This is a genomic window from Hymenobacter koreensis (assembly GCF_039541855.1).
Taxonomy (GTDB): domain Bacteria; phylum Bacteroidota; class Bacteroidia; order Cytophagales; family Hymenobacteraceae; genus Solirubrum; species Solirubrum koreensis.
In genome coordinates, this window is the sequence record NZ_BAABHA010000002.1 from 444,691 (window position 1) to 460,573 (window position 15,883).

Annotated in this window: 12 protein-coding genes; 5 read left to right on the forward strand and 7 right to left on the reverse strand. The window is 58.2% G+C overall.

Features of this window, described 5'->3' with window-relative positions; translation table 11 throughout:
• The first annotated feature begins 161 nt into the window (after nt 1–161).
• Together ABD903_RS04800 and ABD903_RS04805 are read left to right on the forward strand one after the other, a co-directional pair.
• Nucleotides 162–806, forward strand: coding sequence for a sce7726 family protein (locus tag ABD903_RS04800; RefSeq protein WP_345221891.1), 645 nt, complete (start codon nt 162–164; stop codon nt 804–806).
• 38 nt (nt 807–844) lie between these two features.
• On the forward strand, nt 845–2,275 hold the full coding sequence (locus tag ABD903_RS04805) for an amidohydrolase family protein (protein WP_345221892.1): 1,431 nt from the start codon (nt 845–847) through the stop codon (nt 2,273–2,275).
• 150 nt (nt 2,276–2,425) lie between these two features.
• On the opposite strand, the gene ABD903_RS04810 is transcribed toward ABD903_RS04805, so the two are convergent.
• Nucleotides 2,426–3,475, reverse strand: coding sequence for a LacI family DNA-binding transcriptional regulator (locus ABD903_RS04810; RefSeq protein ID WP_345221894.1), 1,050 nt, complete (start codon nt 3,473–3,475; stop codon nt 2,426–2,428).
• Nucleotides 3,476–4,075: 600 nt separating this feature from the next.
• Between ABD903_RS04810 and fbaA the strand changes: the two genes are divergently transcribed.
• From fbaA to ABD903_RS04825, 3 genes are all read left to right on the forward strand, one after another.
• Complete coding sequence (fbaA, locus tag ABD903_RS04815; protein WP_345221896.1) at nt 4,076–5,158, forward strand: class II fructose-bisphosphate aldolase; 1,083 nt, start codon at nt 4,076–4,078, stop codon at nt 5,156–5,158.
• 307 nt (nt 5,159–5,465) lie between these two features.
• Entirely contained in the window at nt 5,466–6,437 is a 972-nt protein-coding gene (gene pfkA / locus ABD903_RS04820; RefSeq protein WP_345221897.1) for a 6-phosphofructokinase, read from the forward strand.
• A 241-nt stretch (nt 6,438–6,678) separates the two neighbouring features.
• On the forward strand, nt 6,679–7,476 hold the full coding sequence (locus tag ABD903_RS04825) for an oxygenase MpaB family protein (protein WP_345221899.1): 798 nt from the start codon (nt 6,679–6,681) through the stop codon (nt 7,474–7,476).
• Between the two features lie 167 nt (nt 7,477–7,643).
• Here the strand turns inward: ABD903_RS04825 and ABD903_RS04830 are convergent, their stop codons facing one another.
• From ABD903_RS04830 to ABD903_RS04855, 6 genes are all read right to left on the reverse strand, one after another.
• Nucleotides 7,644–8,588 (reverse strand): N-acetylornithine carbamoyltransferase, encoded by a 945-nt coding sequence (locus tag ABD903_RS04830; RefSeq protein WP_345221901.1) that lies wholly within the window; start codon nt 8,586–8,588, stop codon nt 7,644–7,646.
• 92 nt (nt 8,589–8,680) lie between these two features.
• Nucleotides 8,681–9,079 (reverse strand): hypothetical protein, encoded by a 399-nt coding sequence (locus ABD903_RS04835; protein ID WP_345221903.1) that lies wholly within the window; start codon nt 9,077–9,079, stop codon nt 8,681–8,683.
• 173 nt (nt 9,080–9,252) lie between these two features.
• Complete coding sequence (gene carB / locus ABD903_RS04840) at nt 9,253–12,483, reverse strand: carbamoyl-phosphate synthase (glutamine-hydrolyzing) large subunit (protein ID WP_345221905.1); 3,231 nt, start codon at nt 12,481–12,483, stop codon at nt 9,253–9,255.
• 69 nt (nt 12,484–12,552) lie between these two features.
• Nucleotides 12,553–12,942, reverse strand: a complete 390-nt coding sequence (locus ABD903_RS04845) for a hypothetical protein (RefSeq protein WP_345221906.1) — start codon at nt 12,940–12,942, stop codon at nt 12,553–12,555.
• A 110-nt stretch (nt 12,943–13,052) separates the two neighbouring features.
• Nucleotides 13,053–14,138, reverse strand: coding sequence for a glutamine-hydrolyzing carbamoyl-phosphate synthase small subunit (carA, locus tag ABD903_RS04850; RefSeq protein WP_345221908.1), 1,086 nt, complete (start codon nt 14,136–14,138; stop codon nt 13,053–13,055).
• A gap of 531 nt (nt 14,139–14,669) precedes the next feature.
• A complete protein-coding gene (locus ABD903_RS04855) occupies nt 14,670–15,809 on the reverse strand; it encodes an aspartate aminotransferase family protein (protein ID WP_345221910.1) in 1,140 nt (379 codons plus the stop codon).
• Nucleotides 15,810–15,883: the final 74 nt, after the last annotated feature.

The following is a 15,883-nucleotide window of genomic DNA, read 5'->3' on the forward strand; positions in this document are numbered from 1 at the left end:
GCAGCCAGCCACATCATTATGCTATGCCAAGCGGTTTGTGCCAAGTATTCGGCCAACTGAATTTTACTACTGATGAAGAGCCAGCCAGGAATTCATCGGAGGCATTTCAACGGGAAACATGCCTCGGAGGGAAGCGGCCTGCATCGTATCTTCGGGGTTCCATGAACGACCCGGACATCCGCGCCCTGCTTTATCCGCTGCTTCAGAGCGGCGTATACGTCGACGAGTTGCCCACCGGCACCACCCGCGCCGACGTGGTGCACATTACGCCCGCGTTCATGCACGGCTACGAGGTGAAAGGCGACGGCGACACGCTGCAGCGCGTGGGCAGTCAGCTGCCCTGCTACGCCCGCGCCTACGATTTCGTGACCTTCGTAGTAACCGAAAAGCACCTCGCCAAGCTGCTGCCGCAACTGCCCGAATGGGTGGGCGTGCTGGTGGCCACGGAGCAGGAACTGCGCGAGCATCGCCCGGCGTGTTACAACGCCACCGTGGAGCGGGCTGCCGTAGCCGGCTTGCTGCGGCTGGAAGAAGTGAAACAGTTTCTGCTGGGCTACGGCCTGCACCACCTGCCGGTGCTGCGCCGCCGCGACGTGGCCAAGCTGCTGCAAACCTCTCACAGCATTCCACTGTCGGCGCTGGCCCAGTTTGCCCGCGAGCGGCTAATTGCCCGCATGCCACAGCGCCTAGAAAACCGCGCCGTGCGCAAAGCCGAACGCCAGGCCCGACCCGCCCGCAAAACCAAGCGAAAAAAGCGCACTACCACGCGCAAAAAAAGCCCGCAACGCGTGGCAAAACGTACGTAGCTTTTGCCACCGAAAGCCCCGTGCCTTTTCCTCGCGCTATGACTTCCTTCCATTACCTGTTCACGGCTGCGCTGCTGGCCGCCCTGCCTAGTCTGTCCGTATCGGCCCAGCAATTCACGCCGCAGGTGCGCGAGTTCATCAAGGTAAACGCTCCCCTTATTGCCCTTACCGACGCCAAGGTGATTGACGGCACCGGCCGCCCGGCGCAGCTGCACCAAACCGTGCTGGTGCGCGACGGCCGCATTGTGCAGGTAGGACCGGTTAAGAAAGTGAAAGTGCCTAAGGACGCGCAGGTAATAAACTGCGCGGGCAAAACCCTCATTCCAGGCCTCGTGATGCTGCACGAGCACCTGTACTACACCATGCCGGCGGGTGGTTTCTTCAACATTGCCCAAATGCCGTACTCTTTTCCGCGGCTGTATTTGGCGGGCGGCGCCACCACCATTCGTACGGCGGGCAGCATCGAGCCGCAAACCGATTTGGCCATTCAGCGGCTCATTGGCGAAGGCAAATACATTGGCCCCGACATGGACGTAACGGCGCCCTACATTGAGGAGCCGAGCATGGATATTCCGGCGCTGAACACCGTGAAAGGCCCCGAAGATGCGGCCGCTACCGTGCGGTTTTGGGCCGACAGGGGCTGCACGTCCTTTAAAATGTACATGCACGCCACCCGCGCCGACCTGGCCGCCGTGCTGCGCGAGGCCCACCAGCGCCGCCTGAAAGTAACCGGCCACCTCTGCGCCATCAGCTACCGCGAAGCCGCCGAAATGGGCATCGACAACCTTGAGCATGGCTTTATGGCCAGCTCCGATTTCGCGGCCAACAAAGTAGCCGATGCCTGCGACTACCCCGCCGCCCGGCGCGGCCTGCAAAACCTGCCCGTGAATAGCCCCGCCATGGCCGACCTCATTAAGCTGCTCATCAGCAAAGGCGTGGCCCTCACTTCTACCCTGCCGGTATTCGAGCCTTACACCGGCCGCGAAGCCGTACTGGGCGGTGGCATGGAAGCCCTGATACCACAGTTGCAGGAACGCGAAACCACTACCTGGAAGCAAAACCAGCAGAAGGATTCGGCCAGCGTGGCGCTATTCAAAAAAGAATTAGCCTGGGAGAAAATGTTCTACGACGCCGGTGGCCTGCTGGTAGCCGGCACCGACCCCACCGGCGCCGGCCGCACCATTGCGGGCTACTCCAACCGCCGCCAAATTGAGCTGCTGGTAGAAGGCGGCTTTACGGCCGTACAAGCCATTCGCATCAGCACCCTAAACGGCGCCACCTACCTCGGCCGCGCCCAGGAAATCGGCAGCATTGAAGCTGGCAAACGGGCTGATTTGGTGCTGGTGAACGGCGACCCGGAGCAGGACATCAAGCAGATTCGCAACATGGACACCGTATTCAAAAACGGCGTCGGCTTCGATTCAGCCAAGATTTTCGAATCTGCGAAGGGCAAGGTGGGTCTGAATTAGCCTTTCCATAACACTACGTTTGTCATCCTGCGGCGCAGCCGAAGGACCTTCTTACGTCAGAACGAGTCGGTGTTACGATGGTCGTTCTAGAGTTAAGAAGGTCCTTCGGCTGCGCCTCAGGATGACTGGATCTAACGTCCTTCTTGTATTTTAGGCTACCGGGGCCTGCTTCCGCATCGACGATTCCCGCACCAGCAAATCCGGCTTTAGAATAATCGGTGGCGGGGTTTCGTGGTTTTCGGCGGGGCTTTTCAGCATCTTTTGCAGCAGGCGCACCGCTGTTTTGCCCATTTGCTCGCAGTGCTGATCCACGGAAGTCAGCATGGGCTCGGTGAGCGTGGTAAACACCTCGTTGCTGAAACCGGCAATGGCCATATCGTGCGGTACGCGCAGCCCGTGCGCTTTTACGGTTTGCATGGCGCCCACCGCAGCCAAATCGTTCGAGGAAAATATGGCATCGGGTGGCTGCGGCAGTTTCAGCAGCTTTTCCATGGCCTGCTGGCCGCCCTGCTGGTTCATCGGGCAAAGCGCAGTCAGGCGCTCATCCACGGGAATGCCGTGGGCTTGCAGGGCATCGAGGTAGCCTTGGTGCCTGTTTTTGTGGATGTTCAGGTGCAGCGGCCCGGTGAAGTGCGCAATACGCGTGCAGCCCTGCTCGATGAGGTGGGCCACCACTTGGTAGGCCCCTTGGTAGTCGTCGAGCACCACGGCGCTAACGTTGCTGCCCCCGAAGTCTTCCACCACGCGGTCGAAGAACACGAGCGGCAGGTTTTGCTTGCGCACAGCTTCGAAGTGGCTGAAGTCTTTAGTGGTGTTGGCCAGCGACACCAGGATGCCCTCTACCTGCGCATTCATCAGCAGGTCGATGTTCTTGCGCTCCTGCTTCACGTCTTCGTTCGACTGGCAGATCATCACGTTGAAGCCGGCCTTGCTGGCCTCGGTGGCAATGCCGTGCACCACTTGCGGGAAAAAGTGCCCGGTAATGTGCGGCACCAGCACGCCCAGCGTGTTGCTGCGGCCGCGACGTAAAGCAGCGGCCAGTTGGTTAGGCTGGTAATTGAGCTCGTCGGCCAGTTGCCGCACGCGCGCTTTGGTCGCTTCGCTCACGTCCTCGTGGTCGGATAGCGCCCGCGAAATGGTAGAGGCCGACAGGTTTAGTGCCTTGGCCAAGTCTGTAAGGGAAGCCCGACGATTTGCCATCTTGGTACGTAGTCCAGGGCCGCGAATGGCGCAACCCAATTGGAAATTCCTCCAACGGCCTCAACAGGTAAAACAATACCCGCTCTGATACGGGCCGCGGACAACGGAGCCGGCAAAATAGCACCGTAAACCTCAATTCCCACGCGCTGTTGCCGCTCATTGCGCAATTCCTCCCTATTCTGCTTTCCTGGCTCCTTCAGCCTGCTTCGTTACCTCTTCCTGTCTGGCTTCAGCTACTGCCCCACTAACCGCTACCCGATAATCAGATGCTTCGGTGCCGTTTTACTTGTGCATTATATTTATGTTTCGCGAGTAAATACGCACGACGTACCTCAGGCCTTTCCCGTTGGCTTTACATCGGCTAGCCACGAGCGTGCAGGTAAGTTTTACGTACAGAGGCACGGTTAGAAAGTCACCGGCTGTAACTTGCGGCCTGCCAAAGCACTGGGCGGTTCCCGCTAGGTTGCTTATTCTTGTATCTGATTTGGACTACCTGCTTTGCCTCTCCGGGCCGACTGGTATAACCGCTCATTCTTTATTACCACCTCGCGGCTTGCCGCGCTCTGCGCTCCTCTCCTCGACATTCCCTTTCCTTCATCCATGGCTGAACAAACTCTTACCCAACTGCGCGCCGGTGTACTCCACGGCGACGAAATCCAGTCCCTTTTTCAGTACGCCAAGGCCAACGCCTTTGCCCTGCCGGCAGTTAACGTAACGGGCACGAACACCGTGAATGCGGTGCTGGAAACGGCCAAGGCTGTGAACTCGCCCGTCATGATTCAGTTCTCGAACGGCGGTGCGCAGTTCTTCGCTGGCAAGTCGGTGCCTAACGGCGACCAGCGCGCCAGCATTGCCGGTGCCATTTCGGGTGCTCAGCACGTGCACCTCATGGCCGAGCTCTACGACGTGCCCGTGGTACTGCACACCGACCACGCCGCCAAGAAACTCCTGCCCTGGATCGACGGCCTGCTGGCTGCTGGCGAAAAGCACTTCGCACAGTTCGGGCAGCCGCTCTACAGCTCACACATGCTCGACTTGTCGGAGGAGCCGATTGAGGAGAACATCGAAATCTGCAAGCGGTACCTGGAGCGCATGCACAAAATTGGCATGACGCTGGAAATTGAGCTGGGCGTAACCGGCGGCGAAGAAGACGGTGTGGACAACTCCGATGTGGATTCGTCGAAGCTCTACACCCAGCCCTCGGAAGTGGCCTACGCCTACAAAGAGCTGAGCGAGGTGAGCCCGCGCTTTACCGTGGCTGCCGCCTTTGGCAACGTGCACGGCGTGTACAAGCCCGGCAACGTGAAGCTGCAGCCGAAAATCCTGCACAACTCGCAGCTGTACGTGCAGGAGCACTTCGGCACCGGCGAGCAGCCCATCGACTTCGTATTCCACGGCGGCTCGGGCTCCAGCCAGGAGGAAATCCGCGAGGCCATCAGCTACGGTGCCATCAAAATGAACATCGACACCGACCTGCAGTGGGCGTTCTGGGAAGGCCTTAAATACTACTACGTGAAGAACGAAGGCTTCCTGCAAGGCCAGATCGGTAACCCCACCGGTGCCGATTCGCCCAACAAGAAGTACTACGACCCCCGCGTGTGGCTGCGCAAAGGCGAAGAAACCTTTGTGGCCCGCCTGCAGCAGGCTTTCGAAGACCTGAACTGCATGAACCGCCGCCCCTAACCGGCAAAGCCAACCGCCGTTCAAACAGTTGATTTTGTTTGAACGGCGGTTAAGTCAAAGACCACCGTTAGCGGCTCGCCAACGGTGGTCTTTGCACGCCGGGCCTTTCTTTCGCGGCTGTCGTAGCAGCGGCCGCGTACAGGGAAGTGCCTCGGTGAGAGAAATAAGTACCTTGGTGGGTAGTAGGCTGCCTCTGGCCGAAATGCCTCCGAGTTTTTCACAAACGGCTCAGCACTTGAGTCACTTGCGCTTTGGACGCTGGGAAGGCGCACCCGGTTCAAGCCCATTTTTTTAGCGCCACGACAACATGAAACGGATCGGAGTATTGACGAGCGGGGGGGACTCGCCGGGCATGAATGCGTGCGTGCGGGCAGTAGTGCGCACGGCCCTCTACCACGGAGTAGAGGTATACGGCATCATGCGCGGGTATTCGGGCCTGATTAAAGGCGAGATTGTGCGCCTCGACACCACCGCCGTGGCCAACATGGTGCAGCGCGGCGGCACCCTCCTCAAAAGCGCGCGTAGCCAGAAATTCACCACCCGCGAAGGCCGGCAAGAAGCTTACAACCAGCTGGTACACCACGGCATCGAAGGCCTGGTGGTTATCGGCGGCAACGGCACCTTTACCGGCGCGCAGCTTTTCGAGCAGGAGTTCGGCATTCCTACCGTAGGCGCGCCCGGCACCATCGACAACGACCTGTACGGCACCGATTACACCATCGGCTACGACACGGCCGTGAACACCGCCCTGGAAGCCATCGACAAGATCCGCGACACAGCCGACTCGCACGACCGCGCCTTTTTTGTGGAGGTGATGGGCCGCGACTCGGGCTACATTGCCATTCCCTGCGCCATTGGCGGCGGGGCCGAAATTGTGCTGGTGCCCGAGCAGGAACAGTCGCTCGAATCGGTTATCGATATGCTGCAGGCCGGCCGCAAGCGCCAAAAGTCTTCCTTCCTAGTAGTAGTAGCCGAAGGCGACGAAGAAGGCAATGCAACTACCGTAGCGGCCAAGGTGAAAGAAGCCATTCCCGAGCTCGATGTTCGGGTAACGGTTATCGGCCACATCCAGCGGGGCGGCGCACCCTCGGCGGCCGACCGTCTGCTGGCCTCGCAAATTGGTATTGCGGCCGTGGAAGGCCTTATCAACGGCATGCACTCGGTTATGGCCGGCATTATCGACCGGAAGTTGGTGTACACGCCGTTCGAGGACTGCATCAAGCGCAAAAAGCCGCTCAACCAAAGCTTCATGCGCATGATCGAGATTCTCTCGACTTAATATTTAGGAGTAACGCTGAAATACCCAAAAGCGCCTGCAATGCTGATTTGCAGGCGCTTTGGCATTTATGCTGGTTATGTTTTCATTGGCTGCGCCGCACTTCAATCCGCGTGCACAAGTTGAGGGATATGGCAAAGCTTATACTTACTTTGTATTTCAAAGTTCTTTTAATAAATTTGAAACATCGACACCAAACCAGCTTGGAGAACGTTTGGCGTTGAGCAACACTTACCAGTAGCCTATGTCGCAGCGCCAGGAGTACTTCGTAGCCCCTAACTCAGTGGTCCGGACCATATGGGGCAAGGCCGATACCGTTCTGTTCATTTTTGCAGGCGCTGCCGCCGAGTTTGCCCTCAACAAAGCCGTCGATTGGCTTTACTTCACCGGCCGCCTCCCCGCCGACCCATTGGCTCGCCTGTTTTCCACCGTGGAGTACGCCCGCCAAATCGTATTTGCCGAACGGGAGGCAGCGGAACGCGCTATCGACAGCATTAACGCCATTCACGCGGCCGTAGAATCCAAGCGCGGCATGTCTATCCCGGCCTGGGCCTACCGCGACGTATCGTTCATGCTCATCGACTACTCCATTCGGGCGTACGAAACGCTGGAGCGGCCGCTGACTTTGGCGGAGAAAGAAGAGGTATTCGAGGTGTTTGCCCGGGTAGGCCAGCGCATGGGTATTCCTGATTTGCCGGCTACGTACGCGGAGTGGCTTACGGCGCGGCAAGGCAGCCTGGAAAACCACTTAGAGTACAGCCGTTTCACCGCCGATTTGTACCAACAATACGCCCGCCATTTGGGCAAGCTGCGCTACCGCCTGCTGCTGCAAGCTCAGCGCGTGGTAACCCCGGCGCAAGTGAATACCCTATTGGGCCTGGGTCGCACACCGTGGCTGCTGCCCGCGCTGTTCGTGTACCGCTACACCCAGCACCTGCCCTTCAGCAAATGGGCGCGGGCCAGCCTGCTTCCTGACGATTACAAAGAGAAAATTCTGCGGCTGGACGTGGTTCCAACCTCCGCTTTGCGCGCCGCCAGCTAAGCTTTTCTGTCATCCTGAGACGCAGTCGAACCGAAGGAAGGCGAAGCCAAGGACCTTACCACGCGTGAACGACCATCGTAGTAGCGACTCGTTCAGCAGTGATAAGGTCCTTGGCTTCGCCTTCCTTCGGTTCGACTGCGTCTCAGGATGACAAATGAAAACAGGTGCTACTTCAGCATCTCGTGCAGCACAGTTTGCATGGAAAACACGCGGTTACCGGCTTCCTGAATAACCAGGGAGTTGGGCGAATCCAGAATGGCATCGGAGACTTCCACGTTGCGGCGCACGGGCAGGCAGTGCAGGAATTTGGCGTTGTGGGTGCCGGCCATGTGTTCGGGCGTGAGCATCCAGGCGGGATCGGTGCTGAGTACCTGGCCGTAGTCGCGGTAGCTGCTCCAGTTTTTGGCCTGCACGAAATCGGCGCCTTCCAGGGCTTTGCGCTGGTCGTACTCGATGCGGGCGCCTTTGGTGAACTTCTCGTCCAGCTCATAGCCCTCGGGGTGAGTTATAACGAAGTCAACCCAGTCTACTTCCGAGAACCAGTCGCAGAAGGAGTTGGGCACGCACTGGGGCAGGGCGCGCACGTGCGGGGCCCAGGTGAGTACCACTTTCACGCGCTCCTTCGGCTTGTGCTCGGCCACGGTAATGAGGTCGGCGAAGCTTTGCAGCGGGTGCAGCGTGGCGCTTTCCAGGCTGATAACGGGCACGGTGGCGTACTGCAGGATCTTGTTAAACACCACCTCCTCGTAGTCCTCGGCTTTGTCTTTGAGCGTGGGGAAGGTGCGTACCCCCAGCACGTCGCAATACTGGCTCATCACGGCAATGGCCTCCTTGATGTGCTCCTGCGTGCCGCCGTTCATCACCGCGCCATCAGCCATTTCTAGGGTCCAGGAATCGGCGCCGGCATTCAGTACCCAAGCTTGCGCCCCCAAGTTGTAGGCGGCCTTGATGGAGCTGAGGCGGGTACGCAGGCTAGGGTTGAAGAAAATGAGTCCGACGGTTTTGTTGCGGCCAAGGTGCTGGTATCCGAAGGGGTTCTGCTTAATCTCCAGCGCCTGTTTAAGCAAGGCGCGGTAGTCTGGGACGTCGGCGAACGAGGTGAATTTGTTCATGGGGTAGGTTGCTTGAATTTATTATTCGCCAGCTGGTTATTTTTTCTATTTTTTTAAAGCAGCTGTACGAACAAAATAATACGTATTTACTATTATTTATTTGACACTTGTTGGTATAAAGTTTCTCCATTGAGGTATTTAAATCGGAGTTTAATAACACCATTTTTACTTTTTACAAGGGAGCTAGAGCCACCGGTGGTATCATTTATTAAGTGCGGAAATTTGACTAAATCGTCATCTAGATTAAAATAGAACGAATAAAACTGGACTTGCGTACCTCCATGTAGATACCAACTACCCTTCATATTGAGCAATAATTTTTTATTTTTATCCCATACTCTGCGCTGATATTGATTATCCTTTGACAACAAAATAGTATCATAATTATTATTGTATTCTATGGGAGTGTAAGATCCATAAAGTGCATCTTCGCTAAAATGATCTACGCAGGATGTAAGGATCAATACAGAAAGACAAATTACTAGCTTCATAGATACGCTTTGTTTGCAACTGAGGGTACGAAAGCAGACTGTCATGCTGAGCTTGCCGAAGCATCTCTGCCGCTAACATCAGACAATACTACCTGGAATCAGCACGCGAGACATCTCGGCAAGCTTAATATGATGGTCTCTTCTCAGCAATGCAGAGCAGCATTAACGCCGCGCTACATGGCCTTGTACTCGTTCCAGCTCTTGATCTTGAGGTCCTTCATTTCCAGCGTGCAGAAGGCTTGAATGAACGCCTTGGCCAGGCGGGCATTTGTCAGCAAGCCCACGCCGAAATCCACGGCAGTGCGGCGGATTTTGTAGTCGTTGTCCAGCTCGCCTTTGGAGAGGTTCTTGGGAATGTTAATGACCAGGTCAATTTTTTTCTCCTTGAGGTAGGTCAGCACGTTGGGCTCCTGGTGGTCGTCGGGCCAGAAGACGAGGGAGCTGGGTACGTTGTTTTCGGCAAAAAAGCGGTGCGTGCCCTGCGTGGCGTAGATGCTGTAGCCACTTTGCACAAGCAGCCGCGCCGATTCCAGCAGCGCTATTTTGGAGAGGATGGGGCCGCTGGAAATCAGCACCGACTTCTGCGGAATCTTGTAGCCCACGCTCAGCATCGATTTCAGCAGGGCTTCCTCGGCCGTGTCGCCCAGGCAGCCTACTTCGCCGGTACTCACCATGTCTACGCGCAGCACGGGGTCGGCGCCGGGCAGGCGGGTAAACGAGAACTGCGGAGCTTTCACGCCCACAAAGGGCAGGTCGTAGACCAGCTCGCTCGCGTCGCGCTCCACTTTCTTGCCCAGCAACACCTGGGTGGCCTTGCGGATGAGGTTGTGGCCCGAGACCTTGCTCACAAACGGGAAAGAGCGGGAGGCGCGGATGTTGCACTCAATCACCCGGATTTCGCGGTTTTTCTCCAAGAACTGGATATTGAACGGCCCGCTGATTTCGTAGCGCTTGGCAATCTTTTCGGCAATGATTTTGAGCTTGCGCACCGTGCCCACGTACACGCGCTGGGGCGGGTAGTACATGGTGGCGTCGCCGGAGTGCACGCCGGCAAACTCCACGTGCTCGGAAATGGCGTAGCTCACGATTTCGCCCTTGTCGGCCACCGCGTCCAGCTCAATTTCCTTGGCTTCCTGAATAAACTCCGACACCACCACCGGGTATTCGGCGCTTACTTCGGCCGCCGCCTTCAGGAACGACTCCATCTCAAACGCGTTGGAAACCACGTTCATGGATGCGCCCGACAGCACGTAGGAAGGCCGAATCAGTACGGGGTAGCCCACCTCGCTCACAAACTCGAACATCGCGTCCAACGAAGTCAGCTCTTTCCAGCGGGGCTGGGCAATGCCCAGCTCGTCCATGATGCTGCTGAACTTGTGGCGGTTCTCGGCCTCGTCGATGCGGGCCGGGGCAGTACCCAAAATGGGCGCATTGGCATCGGCCAGACGGGTAGCGAGGTTGTTCGGAATCTGGCCACCGGTGCTTAGAATCACGCCGCTGGGTTGCTCGAACTCCAGAATGTCCATCACCCGCTCGAAGCTCAGCTCCTCGAAGTACAGCCGGTCCGACACGTCGTAGTCGGTCGACACGGTTTCGGGGTTGTAGTTGATGATGATGGTTTTGTAACCCTCCTCGGCGGCGGTTTGCACGGCATTTACGCCGCACCAGTCAAACTCCACGGAGCTGCCGATCCGATACACGCCCGAGCCCAGCACCACAATGGACTTGCTGGCTTCGCGGTCCAGGTCGTTTTCGGTGCCGTGGTAGGTGCTGTAGAGGTAGTTGGTTTTGGCCGGGAATTCGGCCGCCAAAGTGTCGATTTGCTTGATAACGGGCAGCACGCCCAGGGCCTTGCGGCGGGCACGCACCAGCAGCTCGTCGGCTTTCACGTCGCCTTCGCCCAGCAGTTTCACGGCAATTTGCTGGTCGGAGAAACCGGCTTTTTTCACGTCGCGCAGCAGCTCGGTTTCCAGCGCGTTCAGGCCCGAGGCGCGCCGCTCGGCCAACTGGTTGCCGAGCTGGAAGATGGTGTAGAGGCGCTGCAAAAACCAATGGTCAATCTTGGTCAGCGCGTGTACCTGCGCCAGGGTGTAGCCGGCCTCAAACGCTAGGTTGATGGCGAAAATGCGCTCCTCGTTCGGCTCGCTCAGCAGCTGGTCAATGGTGGCGTTGTCGGCCATTTCGGGCTTGTTGGCCACGAAGCCGCGCTTGCCGGTATCCAGCATGCGTAGGCCCTTCTGAATGGCTTCCTCGAAGGATTTTCCGATGGCCATGACCTCGCCCACGCTCTTCATGGCGCTGCCAATTTGCCGGTTCACGCCCTCAAATTTGCCCAGGTCCCAGCGCGGCAGTTTCACCACCACGTAGTCCAGTGCCGGCTCGAAAAACGCCGAGGTCGTCTGGGTTACGCTGTTTTTCAGCTCCGAGAGCGAGTAGCCCAAGCTTAGCTTGGCGGCCACAAACGCCAGCGGGTAGCCCGTGGCCTTGGAAGCCAACGCCGAGGAACGCGACAAGCGCGCATTCACCTCAATCACACGGTAATCTTCGGAAACGGGGTCGAGGGCGTACTGAATGTTGCACTCGCCTACAATGCCCAGGTGACGAATGGTCTGGATGCCGATGCTGCGCAGCTTGTGGTACTCGCGGTTGCTGAGCGTCTGCGACGGCGCCACCACGATGCTCTCGCCGGTGTGAATACCGATGGGGTCGAAGTTCTCCATGTTGCAGACCGTAATGCAGTTATCATACTGGTCGCGCACCACTTCGTACTCCACTTCCTTCCAGCCCTTCAAGGATTCTTCCACCAAAATCTGGTCGGAGGTGGTGAAAGACTTTTGGGCCAGGGCCCGCAGCTCGTCCATGTTGTTGGCAAAGCCGCTGCCCAGGCCGCCCAGCGCAAACGCCGCCCGCACGATGATGGGGAAACCGATTTTTTCGGCCGCCGCCAGGGCGTCTTCCATTGTGGTAACGGCCACGCTGCGGGCCGACAACACGCCAATCTGCTCGAGCTTTTCCTTGAAGATGTCGCGGTCCTCGGTGTCGATGATGGACTGCACGGGCGTGCCGAGCACTTTTACGCCGTACTTCTCAAACACGCCGGCGCGAAACAAGGCCACGGCGCAGTTCAGGGCCGTTTGGCCGCCAAACGCCACCAGAATGCCATCGGGCTGCTCCTTTTTGATGACTTCCTCCACGAAGTAAGGCGTCACGGGCAGGAAGTACACGTCGTCGGCAATGTTGTCCGACGTTTGCACGGTGGCAATGTTGGGATTGATGAGGATGGTGCGGATGCCTTCCTCTTTCAGCGCCTTCAGGGCCTGCGAACCGGAGTAGTCAAACTCGCCGGCCTCGCCGATTTTGAGGGCGCCGGAACCGAGGACGAGAACTTTATTGGGTTTGTTCATTCTGAGGGTTGGGTAACAGGCCGCTGGTGCGGTCGTGTTAAATGGCAGTCGAGCTAAATCAGTTGCAGACTATTGCTTTGGCAGCGGGGCAGAATTTGTAAACAGGGTGTCGCTTTTCACTATTTCCCATTCACCGGACGGCCGTTTAGCCATCCAGATCTTGATGATTGCGTCGGCGTCTTCACCGTCCAAGAAGAATCGAAACGCGAGGGAGTCCTTTTTCGCACCGAGTTTTTCAAGCTTGAAGTTTTTGGCCGTTATTCTTCCGGTTCTTCTGGTTATCCTGGGAAACTCTCTGGCCGAATTCATGGCCCGATCAATCACCTCGGCTGGCTGCCCTAGCGCAGCCTTCAGCACCGTTCGCTGCCCCATGTTCTTGACAAATAAGTACAGGGCGAAAACCGTGGCGCCTAGTAGCAAGTAGCCCCAGTTTGGGAAACCTCTATCTTTTAGCTGCATGAGAGTAAGCTCTATGAATGACGCTTACAAGGAACCCTTTATTCCCCTGTTCATAAAACATGGCCCACTGCTCTCTTCGGGCTGACGCACCGCAGCACCTTTAGGCCAATCTACTTGGCTGATTTGTGCTCGGCTACGGCCTTCAGGAAGTCGTCGAACAGGAACTCCGTGTCCTGCGGTCCGCCGGCGGCTTCGGGGTGAAACTGAGTGGAGAAGAAGGGTTTGGTTTTGTGCTTAATGCCTTCGCAGGTACCGTCGTTCAGGTTTTCGAACAGCATGTCCCAGTCGGCGGGCAGCGTGGCGGTGTCCACCGCGAAGCCGTGGTTTTGGGAGGTAATGAAGCTGCGCATGGTGCCCGTGAGCTTCACCGGCTGGTTGTGGCTGCGGTGGCCGTACTTGAGCTTGAAGGTGTCGCCGCCGGCGGCCAGGCCCATGAGCTGGCTGCCCAGGCAAATGCCGAAAATGGGCTTGTCCTGCTGCAGCGCCTTTTGCAGGTGCTCGATGGTGGCGGTGCACATTTTCGGGTCGCCGGGGCCGTTCGAGAGGAATAGGCCGTCGTAGGCGAGCTGGGTGAAGTCGTAGTCCCAGGGCACGCGGATGAGCTCCACGTCGCGCTCCAGGAAGCAGCGGATGATGTTGGTTTTGGTGCCGCAGTCCACCAGCACGATTTTGTGCTGGCCGCTGCCGTAGCGCTGCACGCCCGCGGGGCTTACCTGGGCCACCAGGTTTTCCAGGTTCGGGTCGTGCAGAGGCACGTCTTCTTCGGCTACGATTTTGCCCAGCATGGCGCCTTTCTCGCGCAGCACTTTGGTGAGCATGCGCGTGTCCACGCCGAAGATGCCGGGGATGTTGTACTCCTTCAGCCAGTCGCCGAGGCTTTTGGCCGCGTTCCAGTGGCTGTGCTGCTCGGAGTAGTAGTTCACCACCAAGCCGGCAATGTGAATCTTGTCCGACTCGAAAATGCGGGAAATCGACTCGTACAGTTCCTCGCCCGGTACGCCGTAGTTGCCCACCATGGGGTAAGTCAGCACCAGAATCTGGCCGGCGAAGGATGGGTCGGTCAGGTTTTCGGGGTAGCCGGTCATGGCCGTGCTGAACACCACTTCGCCCGCGGCCGAGGTATACGCGCCGAAGGAAGTGCCTTGGATTTCGGTGCCGTCTTCCAGCACCAGCTTCACCGATTTAGCGTTTTCCACTCTGTTCTGCGAAAAAAGGGTTTGCTCTATGGTTGATTTTCTGCGGTAATCCGGCAGTGTGCCAGTTTCGCCGAATCGGATGAAGTAGCGCATGTGCCATCATCCCGATCCGAGCCTAATCGGAATCGTGCCGGGGAGAGAAACGTGACGGTGCTGGGACGCCCCAAGCCGGGCGTTTTGCGGGTGCACGGCGTAGCCGCCAGCTGTTGGAACTGCCCGGAAACAATTTCGGCTGGAACAGGACCAATAATGAGGGGTCTGTTCCAGCCGAACGAGGGGGTAAGCCTAACGGGGACGAATGAAGGTATATCAATCGGTCCCGTACCATACCGCTCCCAGACGTCAGGCATCGGGAAGTCGGGCGGGCACGACTGCTGGAAAGTGGATTGGGTGGCCGCTCTTTCAGAAAAAGAACCGGCCAGGGGCTGCGCAATTATAAGCAACGGCAGCGTGCAGCTTATCAGAAGAAGAGCTATGCTCGTGAACTTCGTCGTGCCACTCATTAAGGCCGCAAGTTAGGCCACAAGTCGCTTAACTCCTTACCTCCGCCGGAATAATTGCGTACAGCGCCTGCAAAAACTGGTCTACTTCCTCCCGTTTGATGTTCAAGGGCGGCAGCAGGCGCAGCACGCCGGGGTCGGAAGCGTTGCCCACAAAAATGTGGTGCTCGGTCAGCAGCTGGTCGCGCATATCCTTAATGGGAAAATCGTACTTGATGCCCACCATCAGCCCGCGGCCGCGCACTTCTTGGGCACCGGCGTTGGCCAGCAATTCGGTGCGCAGATACTCGCCCATTTCCGTGGCGTGGGCCAGCAGGTTTTCCTGCTCGATGACTTCCAGCACGGCCAGCGCGGCGGCGCAGGCCAGGTGGTTGCCGCCAAAAGTGGTACCCAGCAGCCCGTACGACGCCTGGAATTCCGGCGCAATCAGGATGCCGCCGATGGGGAAGCCGTTGCCCATGCCCTTGGCCACCGAAATAACGCCCGGCCGCACACCGGCGTGCTGGTGGGCGAAGAACTTACCGCTGCGCCCGTAACCGCTCTGCACCTCGTCGGCAATGAGCACCGCGCCGTACCGCTGGCAAAGCTGCTCCAGCCCCTGCAGAAACTCGTCGGAGGGCATGATGATGCCGCCCACGCCCTGAATCGGCTCAACGATGACGGCGCAGGTCTGGCCCGCTTGCAGCACGCGCTCTACGTCCGCGAGGTCGTAGGGCAGGAAGCTGATCTGGTGCCCGGCATTGAAGGGCGCCACGATTTTCTGGTTGTCGGTAGCGGCTACCGCGCCCGAGGTGCGGCCGTGAAAGGCGCCCTTGAACGCAATGACGTGGCTTTTGCCGGTGTGGAAGGAGGCCAGCTTCAGCGCATTCTCGTTGGCCTCGGCGCCCGAGTTGCAGAGGAACAGCGCGTAGTCCGCGTAGCCCGACACCTCGCCCAGCTTCCGAGCCAGCTCGCGCTGAATCGGGATGTGCACCGAGTTGGAGTAGAAGCCGATCTGCTGCACCTGCTCGGTGAGGCGCCGCACGTAGTGCGGGTGGCTGTGGCCGATGCTGATGACCGCGTGGCCGCCGTAGAAGTCGAGGTACTGCTCTCCCTTGTCGTCCCAGAGCTGCGCCCCCAGGGCGCGCACCGGCGTGATGTCGTTGAGCGGATAGACGTTGAAAAGCTCCATTTTCGTTAGCTGATGGCTATTAGCTGTCGGCTTTTAGCTTTTGGAAATTGTGCGAGGTATTCTTGAAAGAGGCT